Origin of the sequence: Corynebacterium sp. KPL2838 (assembly GCF_040225455.1) — a bacterium.
In the GTDB taxonomy this organism is placed as follows: domain Bacteria; phylum Actinomycetota; class Actinomycetes; order Mycobacteriales; family Mycobacteriaceae; genus Corynebacterium; species Corynebacterium rhinophilum.
In genome coordinates, this window is sequence record NZ_JBEHFT010000014.1 from 24,962 (window position 1) to 46,788 (window position 21,827).

The 21,827-nt window shown below is 59.5% G+C and carries 20 protein-coding genes and 1 riboswitch; of the genes, 15 read left to right on the top strand and 5 right to left on the bottom strand.

Annotated elements, in window-relative coordinates:
- Nucleotides 1–3 precede the first annotated feature (3 nt).
- From ABRP98_RS06415 to ABRP98_RS06425, 3 genes are read left to right on the top strand one after another with little or no spacing between them, the layout of a single operon-like run.
- Nucleotides 4–2,820, top strand: coding sequence for a DEAD/DEAH box helicase (locus ABRP98_RS06415; RefSeq protein ID WP_349858142.1), 2,817 nt, complete (start codon nucleotides 4–6; stop codon nucleotides 2,818–2,820).
- A gap of 35 nt (nucleotides 2,821–2,855) precedes the next feature.
- A complete protein-coding gene (locus tag ABRP98_RS06420; RefSeq protein ID WP_349858143.1) occupies nucleotides 2,856–3,980 on the top strand; it encodes a M24 family metallopeptidase in 1,125 nt (374 codons plus the stop codon).
- Complete coding sequence (locus tag ABRP98_RS06425; RefSeq protein WP_284852409.1) at nucleotides 3,981–4,727, top strand: SDR family oxidoreductase; 747 nt, start codon at nucleotides 3,981–3,983, stop codon at nucleotides 4,725–4,727. It abuts the gene before it with no gap.
- Here ABRP98_RS06425 and ABRP98_RS06430 read toward each other — a convergent pair.
- Nucleotides 4,724–5,551 carry a precorrin-3B synthase gene (locus ABRP98_RS06430; RefSeq protein WP_349858145.1) on the bottom strand — a complete coding sequence of 276 codons (828 nt, stop codon included), beginning with the start codon at nucleotides 5,549–5,551 and terminating at the stop codon, nucleotides 4,724–4,726. The two genes, ABRP98_RS06425 and ABRP98_RS06430, sit on opposite strands and share 4 nt — an antisense overlap.
- Nucleotides 5,552–5,638: 87 nt before the next feature.
- On the opposite strand from ABRP98_RS06430, the gene ABRP98_RS06435 reads away from it, so the two are divergent.
- The 3 genes from ABRP98_RS06435 to ABRP98_RS06445 are packed head-to-tail and all read left to right on the top strand — an operon-like array spanning nucleotide 5,639 to nucleotide 8,646.
- Nucleotides 5,639–6,214, top strand: a complete 576-nt coding sequence (locus tag ABRP98_RS06435; RefSeq protein WP_349858147.1) for an FxsA family protein — start codon at nucleotides 5,639–5,641, stop codon at nucleotides 6,212–6,214.
- The gene (gene lnt / locus ABRP98_RS06440; RefSeq protein ID WP_349858148.1) at nucleotides 6,215–7,732 is read left to right on the top strand and encodes an apolipoprotein N-acyltransferase; all 1,518 of its coding nucleotides are present in this window, start codon (nucleotides 6,215–6,217) and stop codon (nucleotides 7,730–7,732) included. It abuts the gene before it with no gap.
- A 14-nt stretch (nucleotides 7,733–7,746) separates the two neighbouring features.
- Nucleotides 7,747–8,646 carry a polyprenol monophosphomannose synthase gene (locus ABRP98_RS06445; RefSeq protein WP_349858150.1) on the top strand — a complete coding sequence of 300 codons (900 nt, stop codon included), beginning with the start codon at nucleotides 7,747–7,749 and terminating at the stop codon, nucleotides 8,644–8,646.
- 78 nt (nucleotides 8,647–8,724) lie between these two features.
- Here ABRP98_RS06445 and ABRP98_RS06450 read toward each other — a convergent pair whose 3' ends face one another.
- Entirely contained in the window at nucleotides 8,725–9,102 is a 378-nt protein-coding gene (locus ABRP98_RS06450; protein WP_005279221.1) for an RNA polymerase-binding protein RbpA, read from the bottom strand.
- 127 nt (nucleotides 9,103–9,229) lie between these two features.
- On the opposite strand from ABRP98_RS06450, the gene ABRP98_RS06455 reads away from it, so the two are divergent.
- The 3 genes from ABRP98_RS06455 to ABRP98_RS06465 all read left to right on the top strand — a co-directional run bounded on the left by ABRP98_RS06455 (nucleotide 9,230) and on the right by ABRP98_RS06465 (nucleotide 11,989).
- Nucleotides 9,230–9,571: a hypothetical protein gene (locus ABRP98_RS06455; protein ID WP_042403724.1), complete on the top strand. Its 342-nt coding sequence runs from the start codon at nucleotides 9,230–9,232 to the stop codon at nucleotides 9,569–9,571.
- Nucleotides 9,572–9,574: 3 nt separating this feature from the next.
- The gene (locus ABRP98_RS06460; protein ID WP_349858152.1) at nucleotides 9,575–10,276 is read left to right on the top strand and encodes a YceI family protein; all 702 of its coding nucleotides are present in this window, start codon (nucleotides 9,575–9,577) and stop codon (nucleotides 10,274–10,276) included.
- An 807-nt stretch (nucleotides 10,277–11,083) separates the two neighbouring features.
- Entirely contained in the window at nucleotides 11,084–11,989 is a 906-nt protein-coding gene (locus ABRP98_RS06465) for a Dyp-type peroxidase (protein WP_284796137.1), read from the top strand.
- Between the two features lie 14 nt (nucleotides 11,990–12,003).
- Here ABRP98_RS06465 and ABRP98_RS06470 read toward each other — a convergent pair whose 3' ends face one another.
- Nucleotides 12,004–13,317 (bottom strand): class I SAM-dependent methyltransferase, encoded by a 1,314-nt coding sequence (locus ABRP98_RS06470; RefSeq protein ID WP_349838509.1) that lies wholly within the window; start codon nucleotides 13,315–13,317, stop codon nucleotides 12,004–12,006.
- A 201-nt stretch (nucleotides 13,318–13,518) separates the two neighbouring features.
- Here ABRP98_RS06470 and ABRP98_RS06475 point away from each other — a divergent pair, with 201 nt between their 5' ends.
- The 4 genes from ABRP98_RS06475 (at nucleotide 13,519) to ABRP98_RS06490 (ending at nucleotide 18,034) form a co-directional block, all read left to right on the top strand.
- Nucleotides 13,519–14,871, top strand: coding sequence for an NAD(P)/FAD-dependent oxidoreductase (locus tag ABRP98_RS06475; RefSeq protein ID WP_349858154.1), 1,353 nt, complete (start codon nucleotides 13,519–13,521; stop codon nucleotides 14,869–14,871).
- 103 nt (nucleotides 14,872–14,974) lie between these two features.
- Nucleotides 14,975–15,068, top strand: a riboswitch (TPP riboswitch).
- Entirely contained in the window at nucleotides 15,056–15,880 is an 825-nt protein-coding gene (gene thiM, locus ABRP98_RS06480) for a hydroxyethylthiazole kinase (RefSeq protein WP_349858156.1), read from the top strand. Its footprint overlaps the riboswitch before it by 13 nt.
- The gene (thiE, locus tag ABRP98_RS06485) at nucleotides 15,877–16,506 is read left to right on the top strand and encodes a thiamine phosphate synthase (protein ID WP_349858158.1); all 630 of its coding nucleotides are present in this window, start codon (nucleotides 15,877–15,879) and stop codon (nucleotides 16,504–16,506) included. The genes thiM and thiE overlap by 4 nt, the downstream gene beginning before the upstream one ends.
- Nucleotides 16,499–18,034 (top strand): bifunctional hydroxymethylpyrimidine kinase/phosphomethylpyrimidine kinase, encoded by a 1,536-nt coding sequence (locus ABRP98_RS06490; protein ID WP_349858160.1) that lies wholly within the window; start codon nucleotides 16,499–16,501, stop codon nucleotides 18,032–18,034. The genes thiE and ABRP98_RS06490 overlap by 8 nt, the downstream gene beginning before the upstream one ends.
- A 4-nt stretch (nucleotides 18,035–18,038) precedes the next feature.
- On the opposite strand, the gene ABRP98_RS06495 is transcribed toward ABRP98_RS06490, so the two are convergent.
- Nucleotides 18,039–18,641 (bottom strand): class I SAM-dependent methyltransferase, encoded by a 603-nt coding sequence (locus tag ABRP98_RS06495; RefSeq protein ID WP_023017516.1) that lies wholly within the window; start codon nucleotides 18,639–18,641, stop codon nucleotides 18,039–18,041.
- Nucleotides 18,642–18,757: 116 nt separating this feature from the next.
- Between ABRP98_RS06495 and corA the strand changes: the two genes are divergently transcribed.
- Nucleotides 18,758–19,831 (top strand): magnesium/cobalt transporter CorA, encoded by a 1,074-nt coding sequence (gene corA, locus ABRP98_RS06500; protein WP_284637338.1) that lies wholly within the window; start codon nucleotides 18,758–18,760, stop codon nucleotides 19,829–19,831.
- Here the strand turns inward: corA and ABRP98_RS06505 are convergent.
- Nucleotides 19,828–20,283, bottom strand: coding sequence for a PaaI family thioesterase (locus ABRP98_RS06505; protein ID WP_349858163.1), 456 nt, complete (start codon nucleotides 20,281–20,283; stop codon nucleotides 19,828–19,830). The genes corA and ABRP98_RS06505 overlap by 4 nt on opposite strands.
- A gap of 59 nt (nucleotides 20,284–20,342) precedes the next feature.
- Here ABRP98_RS06505 and gnd point away from each other — a divergent pair, with 59 nt between their 5' ends.
- Complete coding sequence (gene gnd, locus ABRP98_RS06510) at nucleotides 20,343–21,794, top strand: NADP-dependent phosphogluconate dehydrogenase (RefSeq protein WP_349858165.1); 1,452 nt, start codon at nucleotides 20,343–20,345, stop codon at nucleotides 21,792–21,794.
- Nucleotides 21,795–21,827 lie beyond the last annotated feature (33 nt).

Sequence of the window (21,827 nt, forward strand, 5' to 3'; positions counted from 1 at the left end):
GATATGACTGAAACTCACCTGGATACCTTCGCCGCCGGCCTCCCATACCCCTTGGATGAGTTCCAGGTGCAGGGGTGTGAGGCGGTAGAAAATGGCCAAGGGGTGCTCGTTTGCGCCCCAACTGGTGCAGGTAAAACCGTCGTTGGCGAGTTCGCCGTTTCTTTGGCACTAAGCCGCGGCACGAAGTGCTTTTATACCACCCCGATTAAGGCGCTGAGCAACCAGAAATACCACGACCTCGTCGCTGAGCACGGCGAGGATGCCGTCGGTCTGCTTACTGGCGATGTCTCCATTAACGCCGATGCCGAAATCGTCGTCATGACCACCGAGGTGCTGCGCAATATGATCTACGCGGATTCTCCCGCGCTGGATAGACTTACTCACGTGGTCATGGATGAAATCCACTTCCTTGCAGATGCCTCCCGCGGCGCGGTCTGGGAAGAAGTCATCTTGAACTTGGCGGACCACGTATCCATCATTGGGCTGTCTGCCACCGTGTCCAATTCCGAGGAATTCGGTGAATGGCTCGCCACGGTCCGCGGCGATACCTCTGTCATTGTGACCGAACACCGGCCGGTCCCACTTGATCAATGGATGATGCTGGGCCGCAAGATTTACCCGCTCTTTGAGCCGGAATCCGGCGGCCAGGTCAATTCCGAATTAGAGCGCCGCATTCAGCGCTTGGAGGCAGGCGATAGCGATGATGGGCACGCGGACTATAAATCCGGCAAGGGTTTTCGCGCGAGGGCGCGCCACAAGGGCGGCGGGCGCAGCGAATTTCATGGTAAAGCGGGCGGGCGTTCCGGTTCCTCCCGGCCGCAAGATCGCTACCGCCCCTTAGGACGCCCTGAGGTGCTGAAGGTGCTGCAATCGCAAGATATGCTGCCCGCGATTACGTTCATCTTTTCCCGCGCCGGTTGCGATGGCGCGCTCTATCAGTGCCTGCGCAGCAGAATGGTGCTGACGACGCAAGAGGAAGCAGAAGAGATCAAGGCCATCGTCGATGCCGGCGTTGAGGGCATTCCGGAAGAAGACCTGCAGGTCCTGGATTTCCGGCGGTGGCGCGAAGCGCTCTCCCGTGGTTTTGCCGCCCACCACGCAGGGATGCTCCCGGCGTTTCGCCACATCGTAGAAGATCTCTTCGTCCGCGGTTTAGTACGCGCCGTATTTGCTACCGAGACCCTTGCCTTGGGCATTAATATGCCCGCCCGCACGGTGGTGCTCGAGAAGTTGATCAAGTTCAATGGCGAAGCACACGTGGATCTCACGCCAGGCCAATACACGCAGCTGACCGGGCGCGCCGGCCGGCGCGGAATCGATACCCTGGGCAACGCGGTCGTGCAGTGGGCACCGGCTATGGATCCGCGTTTTGTCGCCGGTTTAGCTTCAACGCGCACGTATCCGCTCATTTCTACGTTTGCGCCGGGCTATAACATGGCCATCAACCTGTTGGGCATGCTCGGCTTTGAGGACTCGCTGCGGCTACTGGAAAAGTCTTTCGCGCAGTTCCAGGCCGATGGTTCCGTGGTGGAAGAAACCCGCGAATTAGAGCGCGCGGAGCATCGCGTGCGCGAATTGCGTGAGCAGCTTGACGATGCCGTGGATGCCCTCGCACCACCAGCCAAGGACGGCGAGGATCCCGCCGAGGTGCTCATGGATTATATCCGGCTGCGCCGCGAGTTGACGGCGGAAGAAAAGCAATCCAAGGTCGATAAGGAACACCAGCGCACCCAGGAAGTAGTCGCGGTGCTAGCCCGCCTGCAATTGGGCGATGTCATCGCGCTTGCCGGAAAGAAGCGGCCCACTCTTGCCGCGGTGGTCACCCCGGCCAACCAGACTGAGGATCCTCGCCCGTGGGTGACCACGGAGTCTGGGTGGTCAGGGCGCATCGATGCCACTGGCATTAGCAATCCGCCGATTCAACTGGGCCGTATTAAGATCCCGAAGCCGGTGCGGAAGAATCCGCGGCGCAATACCAAGTACATCCAGGATGTCTTCCACCGCGAAAAGTTTGACCGCCCAAAGCGGATGAAGTCGAAGCCGCGCCTGCGACCCAATAAGCGGGTAGGCGAGTTGCGCGATGCCATTCGCGAGCACCCTGCACACGACTGGCCCGCCACCGACAGGGAGCAACTGGCCGGCGTGGCGCAGAAGTTGGCGCGCCGCGAGCGCGACCTCGAAAAGCTGCAGGCCAAGGTGAATAAGGCGACCGATACATTGGGCCGAACCTTTGAACGCATCGTGGATCTGCTCGCGGAGATGGACTATGTCGAGTTCTCTGGTGCCGGCAATGATCGCACGCCGGTCATCACTGAGGAAGGCGAGCGCCTGGCAAAGATTCATAGCGAATCCGATCTGCTCGTTGCCCAATGCCTGAAGCGAGGCATTTGGGATGGGCTGGATCCGGCGGAATTGGCCGGCGTTGCATCTCTGTGCTGCTTTGAAAATAGGAAGGCCACTGGGGGCCAGCCGGAGGCGGCAACGGATCGCATGGCCGATGCCATGAATGCGACCTGGCGCATCTATACCGAGCTCGGCGCCGATGAACGCCGCCACCGCCTGCCCCCAACGCGCGAGCCTGAAGCCGGATTTGCGCTGGCCATTCACCAGTGGTCGGCGGGTGCGCCCTTGGGCTATTGCATGGCGGCGGCCAATGAGGCGGGCGCGGAGCTTACCCCTGGTGATTTTGTGCGGTGGTGCCGCCAAGTTGTGGACCTACTGCAGCAAATCGCCAAGACTGGCTATGATGGCCAGATCCAGCGGAACGCGCGCCGCGCCATCGATGCTATTCAGCGCGGGGTCGTCGCGATCGGGGCTTAAGCTAGCGCGGACTACTCGCTAGTAGACTATGGGGCATGACTACTCAGGCTTTTTCTCCGGAAGTTTATTCGCGTCGGCTTGCGGCTGCGCAAGAAGCGGCTGCCCAGCAGGGTATTGACCTCTTGCTGATTGGCACTGGCCCCGATTTCGCCTACCTCACCGGCTCGTGGGTCTCGTCCCACGAGCGCCTGACGGTGCTGGCGGTTCCCCAAACCGGCACGCCGTGGATTGTGTCGCCGAATACGGATATTACGGATATTAAATCGGCACCCGTGGGCGAGCTTGACGTTGAGCTGCGGGGGTGGAATGACGGCGATAATCCCTACGAGCTCGCGCTGCAGGGCGCTGCGTCCACCATCGGAAAAATAGCGCTGGGCCAATCCCTGACGGCAGACCACATCCTGCAGTTCCAGGCGCTTGTATCTGAGGCGGACTACGTTCTTGCTACCTACGCGCTCGCGGAGCTGTTTACCCGCAAGGACGAGGCGGAAATCGCGGAGCTGCGCAAAGCCGGCCAGGCCATCGACGCCGTGCACGCCCAGGTTCCTGAGCTCCTGCAGTCCGGCCGTACCGAGGCCGAGGTGGCGCATGAACTGGAAAAGCTCATCCTCAAAGAGCATTCCATTATTGACTTTGTCATCGTAGGTTCTGGCCCGAATGGCGCCAATCCGCACCATAGCTTCTCTGACCGGAAGCTGGCTGCGGGCGAGCCCGTTGTCGTGGATCTCGGGGGTACCTTGCCCTCCGGCTATCACTCCGATTGCACCCGCACCTACGTCGTAGGCGGCGATCTCAGCCAGGCGCCGCAGGACTTCCAAGACGCATATGCCGTGCTTTACGATGCCCAAGCGGCCGCCCGCGCCGCCGCCAAGCCCGGCAGCACGGCTGAAGAAATCGACGGGATTGCTAGGAAGGCTATTGCCGATGCCGGCTGGGGCGATAAATTCGTCCACCGCACCGGCCACGGAATTGGTCTCTCGACCCACGAAGAGCCCTTCATCATGGAGGGAAATGACCTAGCGCTGGAAGAGGGCATGGCCTTTTCCATTGAGCCAGGCATTTACCTAGAAGGCCAGTGGGGCATGCGGCTGGAAGACATCGTGGTACTTACCAAGGATGGCTACGAGTCCCTCAACGTCGTTGAACGCGAAGTGCGTTAAGTGGCTGGCGTACTGATCCTGGGCGGGCGCAGCGATATCGGCGGCGAAATCGCCCGACGCGTGGCCCGCGGTAACGACATCGTCCTCGCCGCCCGCGGGACCCACGGGCTGGAGGAGATTACCGCCCAGCTTAAGGCCGCAGGTGCACGCAGCGTCCACCAGCTGTCCTTTGACGCGGAGGATTTCTCCCAACACCGCCAGATCTTTACCGAGGCCAAGGAACGCGTCGGCGCCATCGAGCTGACTGTGGTCGCCTTCGGAATCCTAGGAGATCAAGATAAGGCGGAAACTGATCCGTCCCACGCAGCACAGATCGCCACTATCGACTACACCGCCCAGGTCTCCGTGCTCACGGTAGCGGCGCAGTCGATGCCGCGCGGCCATATCGTGGCCTTTTCCTCCATCGCTGGGTGGCGGGCCCGCCGCGCCAATTATGTCTACGGTTCCACCAAGGCTGGGCTGGATGCTTTTTGCCAGGGCCTTGCGGACAGACTGCACGGCAGTGGGCTCGGGCTGATTACCGCGCGCCCCGGGTTCGTCATTGGGTCCATGACCCAGGGGATGACACCGGCCCCGCTATCGGTGCGGCCAGGCGATGTCGCCGATGCCGTCGTTGTCTGCATAGACAACGACGACCGCCGCGGTCAGGCGCGCAGCCACACCCTGTGGATCCCGAAGGCCCTGCAAGCCTTGGCCTGGGTCATGCGGCTCGTGCCCCGGCCCGTGTGGCGGCACATGCCGCGTTAGCCGGCCTCGCCCTCCCGTAGCAGGGGCGAATTGATATCGAAGATGAAACCGCGCGGGGCGAGCATGCGGAGGACGACCTCGGCATCGCCCTCTGCGATGTCGTGAAAGACTAGGCCTCCCCACGGGGTGACCGTGATGTCCACTTCTAGCTGACCGATAAGCTGCGTGAACTGCGCCGGGATGGCGCCTTGGTAGACCCCCGCACCAAGGTCGACCACGCCTTCTGCCTGGTGCTCATCCAACCAGCCAATGGGGCCAGGCTCTGCGGCGAGTTCCACACCAGCTGCCCCAGTGCCTTTTGCTTCGGTATTCCTCGCCTCGGTGCGCAAGGCACCGAGGCGACGGAGGTGGGCTGCGGCATCGGCAAGCGAGAGGCCCGCGGTCGGGCTGTTGGTGGCAGGGGAATGGGTGATGTTTAAGGTGGCATCGTCAAGCAGCTGCATACTGACCTGCGCGGCAGAAACCGGCAGGTCGTCGGCGTCAGTGGTAATCGCGAGCGACTCCAAGCCCGGCTGTTCGGTATTCAGGTGCGTGGTCAGCTGGCGCGCTGCCTGCTGCGCCGCGGGAGCAAGGGGAGAGGCCAGCACGGGAATGTGGAAGCTTAGCAGCTCTAATTTATCCAGCTCCGCCGCAAGCTGGGCCTTGTCTGTAACTCCCCGCAACTCGATGGCGGAATTGGGGCGAATATAAACGCTGCCATCGGCCCAGTGCGCCGCGCAATAACCCAAATGGATCCAATCATTAGGGCTGGTAAAACCGCCCACAACGTGCAGGCGCAGGCAGGTGCCGGACTCGGGATGCTGGAAAAATTTGGGGTAATGCATAGCTTGCCAGTGTAGCCGGTGAGAAGCCCTGCGCCGGAAACGAGTGTTGCCAGCATATCGTCAGCTTTGCTCGTTAAACTGGGAACTATGCCGTTTTTATATCTCGTCCTCTATATGCTGGCGGAAACCCTAGCGTTTTGGGCCGTCGCCGAGTGGATTGGTGTCTTTTGGGCGCTCATTGCCCTGTTCATCACCATGTTCTTTGGCATGTCCATCGCCGGCATTGAGGTGCGCCGGTTGATGGGTAAACAAGTAGAGCAGGCCGGTGACGGGACCTACTACGTCCGCGATAACGATATGGGCAAAACCGCCGGGAATGTGGGCCTCACCCTGGCCGGTGGCATGCTGCTGTCCCTGCCCGGATTTTTGACTAGTTTTATGGGGATCCTGCTCATCTTCGCCCCAACGCGGTCGCTCTTTCGAAAGTTTATGGCCGTATCCATCTACCGCAAGGTAGAGAAGATGGGTGTGCGCATCTACGAGGCATCGCCCATGGCACAGCAGCACGATAGCTATGGCAATTTTGGATCCTTTGGGGAATCGTCTGGTCAGAGCGACTCCCACGAGGTAATCGACGAGGAAGAGCTGCGCAACTGGTCCGAGAACCTAGATCCTGATGACTTCGGTCCCCGCGGCGATGATAATTCGCAGGGTGGAAAATAAGTGGCCGTATTTTTCGCCCGCTTGGTCATAGCGGGCATATCTGGTGCGCTGACCTTTACCGCTGTTGAGCCGCGCGGCTGGTGGTGGGGCGCGATTATTGGCATCGCCCTGCTGTATGTGAGCCTGATGCCATGGCGTGAGCGGCAGGTGCGCGGATCCTTAGGCGCCCTTTTGGCGGTGACACACGGGCTGATCCTGTACCTGCTGAGCCTGCCCTGGATTGGCGAGTTGGTAGGCACCGTTCCCTATGCGGCGCTTGCTATCTGGCTTTCGGTATATGCGGTCCTTTTAGGGATATTCGGGGCCGCTGTGGCGCGGTGGCGATACGGATTCCTGGTCTTTCCCTTCGTGTACCTCGCCGTAGAGGTCCTGCGTTCCTCGGTGCCCTTTGGCGGCTTCCCTTGGGTCAAACTGGCATGGGGACAAATTGAAGGGCCCTTAGCCAATCTCGCGCCGTGGGGCGGGACCTCGCTGATTACGGTGGCAACGGCATTGTGTGCCTGCGGCCTTGCCGGCTTGTTAGTGCGAGGCGGGCGGGTAAAGGTAGCCGCTGGCGCCGCGCTCATCCTCCCGCTCGTTGCGGGACTCGCGGCTGGGCGCGGAATCGATCCCGCAGATACCAAAGTGGGAGATACCAAGGTGGCGGCCATCCAAGGAAACGTGCCGCGCAGCGGTTTGGACTTCGCTGGGCAGCGTCGCGCGGTCCTGAATAACCACGTCCAGGAAACGGAGAAACTCGCGCGCCGCGAAGACGATATAGATCTGGTGATCTGGCCGGAAAATTCTTCCGATATCGATCCTTTCCGCGACGGCGAAGCAGCCCAGGCCATTAGCGGTGCCGTCGATGCCATCGACGCTCCCGTGTTGGTCGGTACCGCCACCCGCGATGAGGTGGGCGCGCGCAATACCATGCAAGTCTTTACCCCCGGCCACGGTGTGGGCGATCACCACCATAAGAAGTACCTGCAACCGTTCGGTGAGACCATGCCCATGCGGGACTTCTTCGCGCATTTCTCGGACTACGTTGCCCTTGCTGGAGATTTCAAGGCAGGGGACGGGCCCGGTGTGGTCTCCATGAATACCGTCGCGGTAGGTGTGGCGACCTGCTACGAGGTCTCCTTCGATAACGCCTTCCACGAATCCATCAAAAACGGCGCGCAGATTCTTACGACGCCAACCAATAACGCAACATTCGGCTTTTCCGATATGACGTACCAGCAGCTGGCCATGAGCAGGCTGCGGGCGCTCGAAACCGACCGCGCCGTCGTGGTTGCAGCCACCTCCGGGGTCTCCGCACTCGTGCACCCAGACGGCAGCGTGAGCCAATCCACGGAGCTATTTGAGCCCGCGGCACTGGTAGAAAGCCTGCCGCTGAAATCCGGTGAAACATTTTCGGTGCGCTACGGTTCGCTCATGCAGTGGCTGATGGTTATTATTGGTACCGTCTGCGCACTCGTTGCCGTGCGTACCAACCGATTGGGTCGTACACCTCGCGGTGTCGGCGCTAAAGAAAAGTAGGAGCATTAATTACTGTGAGCACTCTTGATTCTGCGACGCTGGTTATCATCCCAACGTATAACGAGATTGAAAACCTTCCCCTGATTACCGGCCGTGTCCGCGAGGCGCTGCCAGAGGTTCACATCCTCGTTGTGGATGATAATTCCCCCGACGGCACCGGCGAGAAAGCCGATGCTTTCGCAGCAGAAGATGACCACATTCACGTGCTGCACCGCGAGGGCAAGGGCGGTCTCTTGGGCGCTTATATCGCAGGCTTTGAATGGGGACTGGAGCGCGACTACCAGGTCCTTTGTGAAATGGATGCTGATGGCTCCCACGCCCCAGAACAGCTGCACCTGCTGCTGGAAGAGAGTGACAAGGGCGCTGACCTCGTTATCGGTTCCCGCTACGTGCCGGGTGGCGAGACCGTCAACTGGCCGGCATCCCGCGAGTACCTGTCCCGCTTGGGCAACCTCTACATCTCTTTCGCGCTCGGTACCGACCTGTCCGATATGACCGCCGGCTACCGCGCCTTCCGCCGCGAACTCTTGGAAGACATCGACTTTGATGAGCTGTCTAAGGCCGGTTACATCTTCCAGGTGGACCTGGCCTTCCGCGCAGTCAAGGCTGGATACGATATCCGCGAGGTACCCATCACCTTCACCGAGCGCGAGTACGGCGAGTCCAAGCTGGATGGTTCCTTTGTCAAGGACTCTCTCTTCGAGGTAACCAAGTGGGGCGTGGCCCACCGCGCGGAGCAGGTGAAAGATTTTGCCGGCGAGATGTCCAAGCTGGCGGACCACGAGGTCAAACACGGCTCCGTTCACAATGCTGGCCAGAAGGCGCGCAACGGTGTGGGCTGGGCCACCAATTTGGCCAATGAGCTGGGATACTTGGTCAAGCACCAGGTGGGCCAGCTGACCAAGAAGAAATAACCTAGGCAGCTAAAAAGCCCGTACCCCGTGCCAATATGGCAGCCAGGGTACGGGCTTAAATTAATTCCGCTTGAGCCTTTAAGACTTCTTCTGCTGTTCTTGCTCCTTGAGGAGGCGAGCAGCGGTCCGACGGCGGGAGCGCAGGTGGTTAATGCGCTCTTCCAAAAGCTCATCGAGTTCCTCGATGGAACGGCGCTCCCGCAGCATATCCCAGTGGGTGCGAGGTGGCTTGATGGGCTTAGCTTCCACGCCTTCGCCCTCTACGAGGTGGCCCAGCTTGCCATTCTTGCACATCCATTCTTCAGGGATTTCTGCCTCATGTGCAAAGGGCACCTCATAAATTTCACCATCGTCCGTGCGGTATTTCACCATCTGGCGCGGTGCGAGGTCGTGGTCGCGGTCAGTTTCGTAGCTGACTGCACCCATACGGCTGCCACGGAGTACGCGATCTGCCATGCAACATCATCCTTTTCAAAGAGATCCCTGATTGACGGCGATAGTTTCGCCTAAGAGCTATTTATTATAACGAACACCCACGCGGTATTGTTCCCAGCCCGCCGTTTAATGGACTAAAGTGTATCTAGTGATCCGTACAGCTAGTCGTGAAAGCAATGTCGGTTCCTGCCAATGGTGTGGAAAGGATATTGACCAAGGCGGTAGGGGACGACCACGTAAGTTTTGCAGCGCCTCGTGCAAACAGCGTGCCTATGAACAAAGAAACAATGTTAGTGGCACGGATATTCCTGCCGATGCAGTAATCTTAAGCCCAGATAAAGTGCAAGGTTTGCGCGACGGCCTTTTTGAATTGCGGTGCTCCGCAGAAGACATTCAAACCGCCGCAGAAGAAGGCGCGAGCGCGGAAGAGCTTTCCAGTCTGTGTGAGGAGCTTATTTCGCTGGCTCGGCGTTTAGAAGGACTTCGATAGTAGATGAAAAAGCTTTTTTATAACCGGAAACTCGTCGTTTCCATCTTCGTGGTTTTAATCCTCGTGCTTACCGCCGTAGCGATCGGCCCGATTGTGTACTCGCTTTTCAAAAGCGGCGGCGTCAAGACAGAGCCCGTGACTGCCGATGGCGCCGAGGCAGCCTCAACTCCGCTCGAGGGTTCCTGGTCCGTGGCCAAGGGCCGCGCCGATAATCACACCTCGGTGGGCTTTACCTTCGACGAGGTTCTACCGGCGGAAAGGACGTCCACCTCTGGATCGACCACGGAGGTTACCGGCCAGGCGGAGATTTCCGATTCCAGGCTGGAATCCGCCACCATTACGGTCAATATGGATGCCCTCACCACGGACAAGAAGGTCCGCGACCAAAACATGAAGTCCAAGCTCTTTAAGACTTCAGACTTCCCAGAGTCTTCCTTCACACTTACTAAGCCCGCCTCGCTTTCCGATGTCCCCGAAGACGGCACCATCGGCTCCGTTAAGCTCACCGGTGACCTCACGATCAAGGATAAAACGCAGGAAATCACCCACGAGTTCGATGTCCTGCGCGACGGTGACGATATCGTCATTGGCGGAGACGTTCCGATCAACCGCCTGGACTACAACGTGGAGACGCCAGACATGCTGGCGGCAAAGGTTGCCGAGGACGGCGAGATCAACCTGCGCGTCTCCTTAAATAAGGACTAGACCGTGAATTCTCGACGTTTAATTTCCGTACTGTGGTTCCGCCTCGTAGTCGTCATAGCTTTCTCGATTTTCGTTGCGGTTCAACAGATGTGGCTAGTCACGGCGTTTGCAGCATTGCTAGCCGTATTAACCATCTGGCAGCTGTGGAGCGGCTACAAAAATAAATAGCGTTCCTCTTGTTTTAACGTCACAGTGACTAAATGACGGGGTATAAGTGTGCCAAGGTCCAGCGGCAGGAAAGGCCCGCCTGAAGCGAATCTGCGCCCAATCGGATGTCCGAGCCTTCCGAGGTCGTGGCGTGCCGCTTGCCAGACACCCCACACGAGCCTCGCCGAAACGAATCCTCAAGCACGGCTCGCTTCAGGCATCTAAGCTCTGGCAGCTTAGGGATCGAGCCCACCTTGGCCACAGAACCTTCGAGTCTCTCAAGGTCTTAGCGCGCGCCAACAGGTGGGCCAGCCAAACCTCGGAGTGAATCCACGAGCCTAAGGGATTATGCTCAAACCGCCCTCAACTTAACCTGTGGATCTCCATTATTGTCCGATAATGTACATTATGTCATTTTAGATCCATGAACGCCCCTCCCATCGTGCCGAGGCCTTTCATCCAAGAATGGCAAAGCCACTCCGGGCGCAGTTTGTTCCAAATTTACAAGTAGTGGCCTTCGAAACCCCCAGATCGGCTCGCTATTTGCAAAAACGCATCACGCCATGCCAACGCCTCACGCCTGCAAGCGGCGTCAGCAAGCGGCGTCAGCACACGACACCAAACGTGCACCGCCGAAAGCCAACACATATGCTGGAACTCATGACTATTCAACGCGTTGTCACTAAGCCTTCCCGCGCCGCCCTGTTCCTGGTCTTGGACATTGCGGAAGGCGGCGAGCAAGCCACTCGGGACATGCTCTCCGCATTTGGCGATACTTTCAAGTCCGTCAATTTCCGCCACAATGAGGGCGAGCTGTATACAGTCGTTGGCATCGGTGCGTCCATGTGGCCACGCCTCACCAGCGCTCCCCGGCCGGACAAGCTCAAGGAGTTCGAGCCGCTCGAGGGCGCGTACAAGGCGCCTTCCACGCCCGGCGATATCCTGTTGCATTTCCGCGCGAATACTTATGACCTCTGCCACGAGATGGCGCGCCAGGTCTTGCGTCAGCTGGGCGATGCCGCCACCGTCATCGATGAGACCCAGGGCTTCAAGTACCTGGACCAGCGCGATCTCCTGGGCTTTGTGGACGGCACCGCTAATCCCCTCCCCGAGGAAGCCCTAGAGACAGTGCTGCTTGCCGATGACGCCGATTATCCCCGCGGCTCCTACGTCACTGTGCAAAAATACACGCATGACCTAGATAAGTGGAGCGGCATCAGCACCGAAGAGCAAGAACGCGTTATCGGGCGCACCAAGGCCGATGACGTGGAGCTCGATGAGGATGCACAGCCATCAAATTCCCACGTCGCTCTCAATGACCTCGAGGAAGATATCTACCGCGAGAACATGGTCTTTGGTTCCTTTGCCGCAGGTGAGATGGGTACTTACTTCATCGGATATGCCAAGGACCCAGAAGATATCAACGAGCGTTTGCGCAATATGTTCATCGGCGATCCCGAAGGCAATTATGACCGAATCCTGGACTTCTCCACCGCCCTGACTGGAACGAACTTTTTCGTCCCGAGCGTCGATTTGCTAGACGAATTCGATGAGCTTCCGCACTAAAAGCACTAGAAAGCCTAACGGCGCCCGCCGCGATTGCGGTGGGTCAGGCCGAATTGGACGGAATCGATCATTCCGAGGGTCATGAGCGCCTCGCGAAGTGCGAATTGGAAGGTCCATAACCTGCGGAAAACCGGATCAAAGCCGGCAGCGGCGGCCTCGCGAAGGTGCCCATCAAAAAAGGATCGCTGCTGGCGCAGGGATTCAATATAGTGGCTGCCCACGTGCGTTTCGGACACGATGCGCAGGTGAGAGTTCTTATCTACGAGCCGGTGCACGTCCATAGTCAGCGGATAGTCGAGTCCTGGCCAGATATAGGCCCGCATGGCCTGCAAGGATGCTCGGGCAGCCTCCGACATGGACTCGGTGGCCACGATGGATTGAAAAGCCGCCCGACCGTTTGCGGTAAGGAATCGGTCGAGGACTCGGATATAGGCCTTTCGCTCTCGCGGGCTTAATTGCTCGAACTTTTCCACGCTGATGATCGCATCGTAGTGCCCGCGCCATTGCTTCGGGCTCGGAACAGAATCCGGAATCCGCTCTACGTGGATAGAGTCCTCCGTTCCGGCGAAGACAAGCGCCTCGCGCATCTGGGTGATTTGTTCAACATCGCTGGTCAGGACATCGACAGTGGCGCGGCGTTTGGTAGCGCGTATCGCGGCCTGCATTCCGGCCGCGGGATAGACCAGAAGGTGGGTGCCGGCGCCGGTGCGGGTGGCATCGAGAAGCCAATCCGCCGCCCTACGCTGCGCCTCGCCCAAGTCATCCCGGTCTACGTTGGTGGGTTCGCTCACCGTGGTGACATCGACAAAGTGGCTCTTCGGTTCCCTGCCGCCGGCCTTTGGACTAAAGCTTTCGACCGTTTCCCGGATCGTCGTCGGCACGCCGCTGGAGAAGATCCCGCCAACGTGGCTTAGACCATCGCCAGCATAGAGGCGCACTAGGTCGAGAGGCAGCTCCCCTGGCTCAGAATCGCGCACGCTTACCCCTTGCGGTTTGGGAAGATACCCCACCTGCAGGAGTTTGCCTAAAACTTTCACTAATTGGGTGGAGGATGAGACGGTCCACTCGCCTGCCATATAGCTTTCGGCGAAGCCTAACCATCCGGTGGCGGCGATTCGCTCGAATAATGCATCGTGGCCTATCTTCAAATCGGGGCCGCCAGCAGCATCGAGTTCCAGTTCCAAGCCGGCATTATCGCAGGCCTTGGCGAATTCTGCCTCGGCCCGGCGGGATTTTAGCGCCGCCCAGCGCTGCGATGGCACGGTCGCGATATTGGGCCATGCCTCCGCGTCGATGGAGCGTAGATGCTCGGGGGTGGAAAAACTCATGGTTTGGGGAGCGCTCCTGGGTGCAAGGGTCACGGTTGGGCTTATTTTAGCCAGATTCTGAGCGGTTTCGGTTAAGGCGCTCCGCATGAAAGGAAACCTGAAACGCATGTAAATGGGTATCAAGTATGCACGTTATGTAACGAGCGTTTACACTATACGGGTACTTAAATAAGCTTTCTCGAGGAAGGTCGCATTAATTCCATGACTGATACCCCTTATCGTCCAAACGGAAGCCGTCACCACGTCGTCGTGGTTGGCGGTGGATTCGGCGGTCTTAACACTGTGAAGAAGTTGAAGAACGCCGATGTTGAGATCACCCTCATCGATAAGAAGAACCACCACCTGTTCCAGCCAATGCTCTACCAGGTGGCTACCGGCATGATTTCCGCTGGTGAGGTTGCCCCCTCGACCCGCCAGCTGCTGCGCAACCAGGATAATGTGGACTTTGTCAACGGCAACGTGACCGACATTAACCTGGAGGACCAGACGGTTACCGCCGAGCTCGATGACTTTTCGCGCACCTACTCCTACGACTCCCTCGTGGTTGCCGCTGGTTCCAGCCAGTCGTACTTTGGCAACGACCACTTCGCGGAGTTTGCCCCTGGCATGAAGACCTTGGATGATGCCCTGGAGCTGCGTTCCCGCATCATTTCCGCCTTCGAAAAAGCTGAGCTTACCGATGACCCCGCTGAGCGCGAGCGCCTCCTGACCTTCATCATCGTCGGTGCCGGCCCGACCGGTGTGGAGCTCACCGGCCAGATCGCTGAGTTGGCTAACCGCACGCTTAGCGATGTCTACTCCACCTACGGCACCTCCGCCGCCAAGATTTACCTGCTCGACGGCGCGCCGCAGGTACTCCCTCCGTTTGGCAAGCGCCTCGGCCGCCGTGCTCAGCGCACTTTAGAGAAGGAAGGCGTCAACGTTCGCCTGAACGCCATGGTGACCAACGTCAACGAAGACTCCGTGACCTACAAGAACATGAAGACCGGGGAAGAGGTCACCCTCGAGGGCGCGACCAAGATCTGGTCCGCTGGTGTTTCCGCTTCCCCACTGGGCAAGATGGTCGCTGACCAGGCCGGAGTCGAGGCTGACCGCGCGGGCCGCGTTTCCGTCAACGATGACATGACCGTTGGTGACTTCAACAACGTCTACATCATCGGTGACATGATGTCCCTGAACCGCCTGCCGGGCTTGGCACAGGTGGCAATTCAGGGTGGCGAGCACGTCGCCAAGCTCATCGAGACCAAGGTGGACGAGGAGTCCACGGCCGATGAAAAGGAACCTTTCGAGTACTTCGACAAGGGATCGATGGCCATCGTGACCCGTTTCAATGCCGTTGTGAAGCTGGGCAAGACCGAATTCTCCGGCTTCCCAGGCTGGTTGGCATGGCTGGCCTTGCACCTGACCTACGTCGTTGGTCTACGCAGCCGCTTGGCTGTATTGGTCAACTGGGCGGCTAATATCCTCTCCCGCAACCGCGGCAACCTGGAGATTACTACCCAGCAGCGCATCGCCCGCAACCTTATCGATGAGGCGGAAGAAGAAAAGAACTAAATCCTCCTCGGTACCAGCCGCTGTCCTACTACCCCGCTATGGGGCTGTGGGCGGCGGCTTTTGTGGTTTTCGTTCCTATTTTCCCATTTTTGTTAGGCTTGGGCATTACAACATGGGGTGCCACGCAGTGGCTGAGATACACCCATTGAACCTGCTCTCAGTTAGAACTAGCGAAGGGATTGTTGTGGATTGTTCATTTCTCCGCGCCCACGATGCGGTGCGCGATACCGCTCCACTTATTCAGTGCTTGACCAATAAGGTCGTCAGCAATATTTCTGCCAATGCGCTTTTGGCCATCGGCGCCAGCCCGGCAATGGTAGATACCCCAGATGAGTCGCAAGATTTTGCGAAGATCGCCAGCGGTGTGCTTATCAATTGCGGAACCCCGAATTCCGAGCAATACGCCGGCATGCGAGAGGCAATCGCCGGTGCGACCGCGGCTAGAAACCCGTGGGTCCTCGATCCCGTCGGCGCGGGTGGTCTGCAAAAGCGCACCGAGTTCATGCATGAAGTCTTGCCGCAGCGCCCGACGGCGATTCGCGGCAACGCCTCCGAAATCATCGCTTTGGCCGGAACCGGAGCCGGCGGGCGCGGCGTGGAATCTACCGATGGCGTGGAGGCGGCACTGGAACCAGCGCTCAAACTGTCCCGGGATACTGGAGCCGTAATTGCCGTGTCTGGCCCCACGGATCTCATCGTGCAGGCAGGCGAAACGCCGCGTGCGGTAAGCCTCGGGTCTGGACACCCGATGCTGCAAAACGTCATCGGCACGGGTTGTTCGCTGGGCGCTATCTGCGCGGCTTACCTGGCAGCGTGGGAGGATCCATTCACAGCGATCATCGCAGCGCATGCGCATGTCGGGGCCGCAGGCAGCGTTGCCGCGGAGAAATCCACGGCGCCCGGCTCCTTTGCGGTTGCCTGGCTCGATGCGCTGTATGGGCTGTCCACCGATGCAATCGAGGAGCGCATCTCTGCCTCCGAGGTCGCAGACATTGCGGAGCTGTCATGAGCATCGATTGGACGCTGTATCTCATCACCGATCCTGAGCTCGCCGGCGGGCGGGACAAGGTCGTTCCCATCGTGCAAGAGGCGGTGCGCGGCGGGGCTACCGTCGTGCAATTGCGCGATAAAGAAGCCAGCGACGAGGAGGTCGAGGCTACCGCCCGCGCACTCATAAAGGTCTTAGGCGGCGTACCGCTTTTTATCAATGACCGCGCCGAGGTAGCGGCCAGGGTGGGATGCCACCTGCACATTGGCCAAAACGATATGGATTTTAACCAAGCCCGCACGCTGCTCGGCCCCGATAAGCTCATCGGGCTTTCTGTGGGCACGCGGGAAGAGCTGGACGCCATTGACCCGCAGGAGGCCCCCGATGTCATTGGCATCGGCCCGGTTCACTCGACGGCGACCAAGAAGAATGCGCCAGCGGGAATCGGTGCCGAGGCCGCCAGGCGGCTTGCCACCGCGGCGCGCGAACGCGGCATCGAGTCCGTCGCCATCGGCGGCATCAAGGCACACAATGTCCACGAACTTTCTGCAAGCGACTTCGCAGGGATCTGCGTGGTCAGCGACATTATGGCTGCCGATGACCCGGCAGCGGCAGCACACAACCTAAAGGAGGCCTACTGTGGCTAAAGGAACCTACCCCCGTATTCTCTCGATTGCTGGAACCGATCCCACAGGCGGAGCCGGTATCCAGGCCGATTTGAAGTCCATCGCCGCCGCGGGCGGGTATGGAATGAGCGTGGTCACCGCGCTGGTGGCCCAAAATACCCAGGGCGTGCGCAGCGTCCACGTCCCGCCGCTGGATTTCCTCCAAGAGCAGCTGGATTCCGTCCGCGAAGACGTAAACATCGATGCCATCAAGATCGGCATGCTTGCCGATGCCCCCATCACCGACCTCGTATGCACGTTCCTCGACCAGATCGACCCGTCCGTCCCCGTGGTCTTGGACCCTGTCATGGTGGCCACCAGTGGCGACCGCCTCTTGGACCCAGAGGCGGAAAAGGCGGTGCGCGAGCTGTGTTCCCGAGCTGATGTCATCACGCCCAACCTCAAGGAGCTGGCCGTGCTGACGCAGACGGAGGAAGCCACGGATTTGGACCGTGCCATCGAGGTGGCTAAGACGTGGGCCGCTGAGGCGAATACGGCGGTCATCGTCAAGGGCGGGCACCTCGACTCGGCGATTGCCGATAACGCCGTGGTCACTGCCGATGGCAAGGTTCACCGCGTGGAATCGGCTCGAGTGCAGACCAAGAATACCCACGGCACGGGCTGCTCCCTCTCCTCTGCCCTAGCAACGCGGCTAGGTGCAGGCGATGATGCCGTCACCGCCCTAGAGTGGTCCACGGACTGGCTGCACGAGGCGATTGCCAACGCGGATGCGCTGGCCGTCGGCAAAGGCAGCGGGCCGGTAGACCACCTGCACCGCTCGCAGCGCTTGATGCGGGCTGCGTCGTCCGTACCGCTTCCTCACTTGGCTGGACCTGTGAAAGAGGTAGAAAATCCGGAACAGCCGCGAGTAGCGGCCGCTGGCCCGTACACGCAGCGCCTGTGGAATATCGCGGCGGAGCACTGGGAGCAGGTAAAGGCACTACCCTTTATTCAGAAGCTGGGGTCCGGGGCACTTGCCAACGATGCTTTCAGCTTCTACCTCGATCAGGATTCGCAATACCTGGCGTCCTACTCGAAGGCCTTGGCTCGCCTGGCCAGCCAAGCGCCCGATACCGCACAGCAATTGCATTGGGCGCAGGGCGCCTACGAATGCCTCGCGGAGGAGGCTGAACTGCACCGCGGATGGTTGAAGGATTCTGCTACTACGGCGCCATCGCGGGTCACCAGTGCCTATACGGATTTTCTCATCCGCAGCACGCACACGGATGATTATGCGGTTGGCATCGCGGCGGTACTTCCCTGCTACTGGCTGTATGCAGAGGTAGGCCTGCACTTGGCAGAATTCGACTCGCCCGATCACCCCTACCATGCTTGGTTGGAGGTCTACGGCGGGGAAGATTTCCTCGCCGGGGTGCGCGAGAGCATCAAGATTGTGGAGGAAACTTTAGAAAAGGCGGATGAGGCCACTCGGACCCGTGCCGAGCGCGCCTTTATCAGCGCCAGCATCCACGAGGTCGATTTCTTCGACCAAGCGGACCGGCGCTTTTAAAACCTTAAGCCAATAGATCCGCGCCAGGCCTAGAAAGCACGGCGACCAAGAAGGTGGAATGCTCCGAAAATAGCTTCATGTCCCAAGAAGAGAATGTGAAGTCAACGCGGTAGCCCACCTTCTGCGCCATATCGAGGAAGTCCTGGAAATCCCAACCGCGGCCTTCCCCAAAGCCAGTGACGAAGCGCCCGCCGGGGGTCAGAGAGTTAAAAATATTTCGCAGGGCTTCCTCGCGGCCGTCCACGGCCAAAAAGCCCATGACGTTTCCCGCAGAAACAGCGAGGTCAAAGGGTCCTTCAGGAACCTCTTCGGTGCACAGGTCCCCGACGAACCATTCGCCGTCTGGGAAGTCATGTTCGGCGTGTTCGATCAAAATGGGATCCACGTCGATGCCCACCACGCTGTGTCCGCGGCGCAGCAATTCCCCGCCGACGCGGCCGGTTCCACAGCCGGCGTCGAGGATGGTGGAATTGCGTTCCACCATGGCATCGACAAGCCGGGCCTCCCCATGAATGTCTTTGCCCTGCGCCTCAAGCATCTTCCATTTGCGGGCGAAATTATGGGAGTGGGCGGGATTGGCTTCGGTAACTTCTTTCCACGTAGGCATAGATTCGATTATATTACCCACCGTCGGTGTAAGCTTTACCCGCTGCTTAAAACGTGGCCCGTTTTACTACTTGATTGCGTTACTATCCGCACTACCGTGCAAAGGAGGCTGAAACGATGCCGTCCGTACCCACGCCCTTTAGGGGCCGAAAGAAACCCACGCCTCCTAGTCAGCCTTCCTTCCCACCGGTTCCCGCGGAGCGCGCCATCGAGCACTGCCGCGTCTTCGTCGATGGTGAGGCCCTACCCGGCGAGTATTCCGCGCATTCCGCCCTGGAAACCGTGGCGGAATATGGCCGCGGGTTTGTCTGGGTGGGCCTGCATGAGCCCTATGAATCCCAGATGACGAAGATCGCTTCGCAATTTGGCATCCACGAGCTCATCGTGGAAGACGCCGTTATGGCCCACCAGCGACCGAAGCTGGAGCGCTACGATGACCAGCTCTTTGTGGTGGCGCGCTCGGTGAATTACCGCGACCACGATGAGGTAAAAGATAAGCGCCAGATCATTTCTACGGGCGAAATTCAGATGATTATGGGCTCTAACTTCATCATCACCGTCCGCCACGGTGCAAAGCTGCCTAACTTGGCCTACACAGTCGAAGACGAGCAGGACTTGGTGGAGCTCGGCCCCGTCGCCATGGCCTGGAAGATCCTGGACATGATGGTTGACCGCTACTCCGAGGTCGCGCGCCTAATTAGCGATGAAGTCGATGAACTCGAAGAGGAAATCTTTACCCCCAACCTCAAATTCGACGTCGACCGCATATATATGTTCAAGCGCGAAGTCTTGGAAATGAAGCACGCCATTTACCCGCTGTCTGCGGCGTTAAAGGCGATGGTTTCGGATCACAAGGACCTCATCTCTAAGCAGATCCGGTCCTATCTGCGCGATGTCTATGACCACGAGCTCGTGGTCAATGACTTGGTGGCCAGCTTCGATGAACGCCTGACCTCGCTTATTGATGCCTCGGTGGCCAAGGTCACCATGCAGCAAAACTCCGATATGCGCACCATCTCCGCGGTCGTCGGCATGTGGGCCGCGCCGACCCTCGTCGCGGGTATTTACGGCATGAACTTCGATATCATGCCGGAACTGCACTGGGCCTTTGGGTATCCCATGGCAATCATCATCATGGTCGCTGTCGTGGGCGGCCTGTGGGCGTGGTTCCGCAAAAACCACTGGCTCTAGCTGCGCTTATCCATAATCATGGTGCGCAGCGTGGTGCGTGCAACTAGGGTGTCTCCTTGGCACATTTCTACGCTCCACACGTGGGTCCGCGTGCCCAATTGAATGGGGGTGGCCACAGCTTCTAGCTCGCCCTCACCTGTCGCCTTGATGAAGTCCGTGGAGTTATTGACCCCCATCGCTGGGGCATCGGCAGCCGCGACGCTGGCAAGGGAGGCCACCGTTTCCGCGATGGTGCAATATAGCCCGCCATTCGCCACGCCCCACGGTTGGTGGTGCTGAGGAGTCACGGTGAGGTGTGCGCGGGCCTCGGTCGGGCCCACGCGGTCGAAGGTGAGCCCGATGAACTCAGCAAGCCCGCCGTTAACCGCATTTAGTTTCTCCAGTTCCTCCTCGTTGAGCAGGCGCGTATGCGCGGTATGAAGTAAGTCATTGAGTATCTGGGTATCTGACATAGTCTTCCAGCCTAGCCGCCAGCGCGGCGAAAGTGAGGCGTTGACGTAGTATAGGCAACATGACTGAAAAGAACGAACTCGCGCACATTGGTGTTGTCGGCCTAGCGGTAATGGGCTCCAACCTCGCCCGCAACTTTGCCCGCAATGGCAATACCGTCGCCGTCTATAATCGCAGCCCGGAAAAGACCCACGCCCTTATCGAGGCCCACGGTAACGAAGGAAACTTTATTCCTTCCGAGTCCATCGCGGATTTCGTGGCTTCCTTGGAGCGCCCCCGCAAGGCCATCATCATGGTGCAGGCGGGCAAGGCTACCGATGCGGTCATCGATCAGCTTGCCGGCGCCATGGATGACGGCGATATCATCATCGATGGCGGCAATGCGCTGTTTACGGATACCATTCGCCGCGAAAAGGAAGTGGCCGAGCGCGGCAAGCACTTCGTCGGCGCGGGCATTTCCGGCGGCGAGGAAGGCGCCCTAAATGGCCCATCCATCATGCCCGGTGGGCCTGCTGAGTCCTGGGAGACCTTGGGCCCCATCCTGGAATCCATCGCCGCCGAGGTGGACGGCACCCCGTGCGTGACCCACATCGGCCCGGATGGCGCCGGCCACTTCGTCAAGATGGTCCACAACGGCATCGAGTACGCCGATATGCAGGTCATCGGCGAGGCCTACCAGCTGCTGCGCTACGGCGCGGGTCTGGAGCCGGCCGAAATCGCGGAGATTTTCAAGGAATGGAACTCCGGCGACCTGGATTCTTATCTCATCGAGATCACCGCCGAGGTACTGGCCCAGAAGGATCCGGACACGGGCGCCCCGCTTGTCGATGTCATCTTGGACGCCGCCGGCCAGAAAGGTACTGGCCGCTGGACCGCCATCAATGGCTTGGAATTGGGCGTGCCGATTACCGGCATCGCCGAGTCCGTCTTCGCCCGCGCACTATCTTCTTCGAGCCAACAGCGCGCCGCCGCGCAGGAGGGACAGCTTCCAGCAGGCACGAACGCGGACTTCGACATCGACAAGGATGCGTTCATCGAAGACGTTCGCCGTGCGTTGTATGCCGCCAAGCTCATCGCCTACTCCCAGGGCTTCGATGAGATCAAGGCTGGTTCCGCCGAATTCGGTTGGGATGTCGATCCACGTGACCTGGCCACCATCTGGCGCGGCGGCTGTATCATCCGCGCTAAGTTCTTGGACCGCATCCGCGAGGCATTTGATACCAATCCAGAGCTTCCTGCCCTCATCCTGGATCCCTACTTCAAGGGTGAGCTGGAAGACCTCATCGAACCGTGGCGCCGCGTCGTCGTCGCTGCAACCCAGATGGGCCTGCCGGCTCCGGTCTTTGCCTCCTCGCTGTCGTACTACGACAGCCTGCGCGCCACCCGCCTGCCCGCCGCCCTTATCCAGGGCCAGCGCGACTTCTTTGGTGCGCACACCTTCAAGCGCACCGACAAGCCCGGCACCTTCCACGTCGAGTGGTCCGGCGATCGCAGCCTGACGCAGACGGATTAAGCGCTGCATATAAAAAGGGAGGACCTGCACCGT

What these genes read in the sequence shown, in the direction of transcription:
- ABRP98_RS06415 (WP_349858142.1), top strand. Translation starts at nt 4, where the DNA reads ATGACTGAAACTCACCTGGATACCTTCGCCGCCGGCCTCCCATACCCC.
- ABRP98_RS06420 (WP_349858143.1), top strand. Translation starts at nt 2,856, where the DNA reads ATGACTACTCAGGCTTTTTCTCCGGAAGTTTATTCGCGTCGGCTTGCG.
- ABRP98_RS06430 (WP_349858145.1), bottom strand. Translation starts at nt 5,551, where the DNA reads ATGCATTACCCCAAATTTTTCCAGCATCCCGAGTCCGGCACCTGCCTG.
- ABRP98_RS06435 (WP_349858147.1), top strand. Translation starts at nt 5,639, where the DNA reads ATGCCGTTTTTATATCTCGTCCTCTATATGCTGGCGGAAACCCTAGCG.
- ABRP98_RS06450 (WP_005279221.1), bottom strand. Translation starts at nt 9,102, where the DNA reads ATGGCAGATCGCGTACTCCGTGGCAGCCGTATGGGTGCAGTCAGCTAC.
- ABRP98_RS06460 (WP_349858152.1), top strand. Translation starts at nt 9,575, where the DNA reads ATGAAAAAGCTTTTTTATAACCGGAAACTCGTCGTTTCCATCTTCGTG.
- ABRP98_RS06465 (WP_284796137.1), top strand. Translation starts at nt 11,084, where the DNA reads ATGACTATTCAACGCGTTGTCACTAAGCCTTCCCGCGCCGCCCTGTTC.
- ABRP98_RS06470 (WP_349838509.1), bottom strand. Translation starts at nt 13,317, where the DNA reads ATGAGTTTTTCCACCCCCGAGCATCTACGCTCCATCGACGCGGAGGCA.
- ABRP98_RS06475 (WP_349858154.1), top strand. Translation starts at nt 13,519, where the DNA reads ATGACTGATACCCCTTATCGTCCAAACGGAAGCCGTCACCACGTCGTC.
- thiE (WP_349858158.1), top strand. Translation starts at nt 15,877, where the DNA reads ATGAGCATCGATTGGACGCTGTATCTCATCACCGATCCTGAGCTCGCC.
- ABRP98_RS06495 (WP_023017516.1), bottom strand. Translation starts at nt 18,641, where the DNA reads ATGCCTACGTGGAAAGAAGTTACCGAAGCCAATCCCGCCCACTCCCAT.
- corA (WP_284637338.1), top strand. Translation starts at nt 18,758, where the DNA reads ATGCCGTCCGTACCCACGCCCTTTAGGGGCCGAAAGAAACCCACGCCT.
- ABRP98_RS06505 (WP_349858163.1), bottom strand. Translation starts at nt 20,283, where the DNA reads ATGTCAGATACCCAGATACTCAATGACTTACTTCATACCGCGCATACG.
- gnd (WP_349858165.1), top strand. Translation starts at nt 20,343, where the DNA reads ATGACTGAAAAGAACGAACTCGCGCACATTGGTGTTGTCGGCCTAGCG.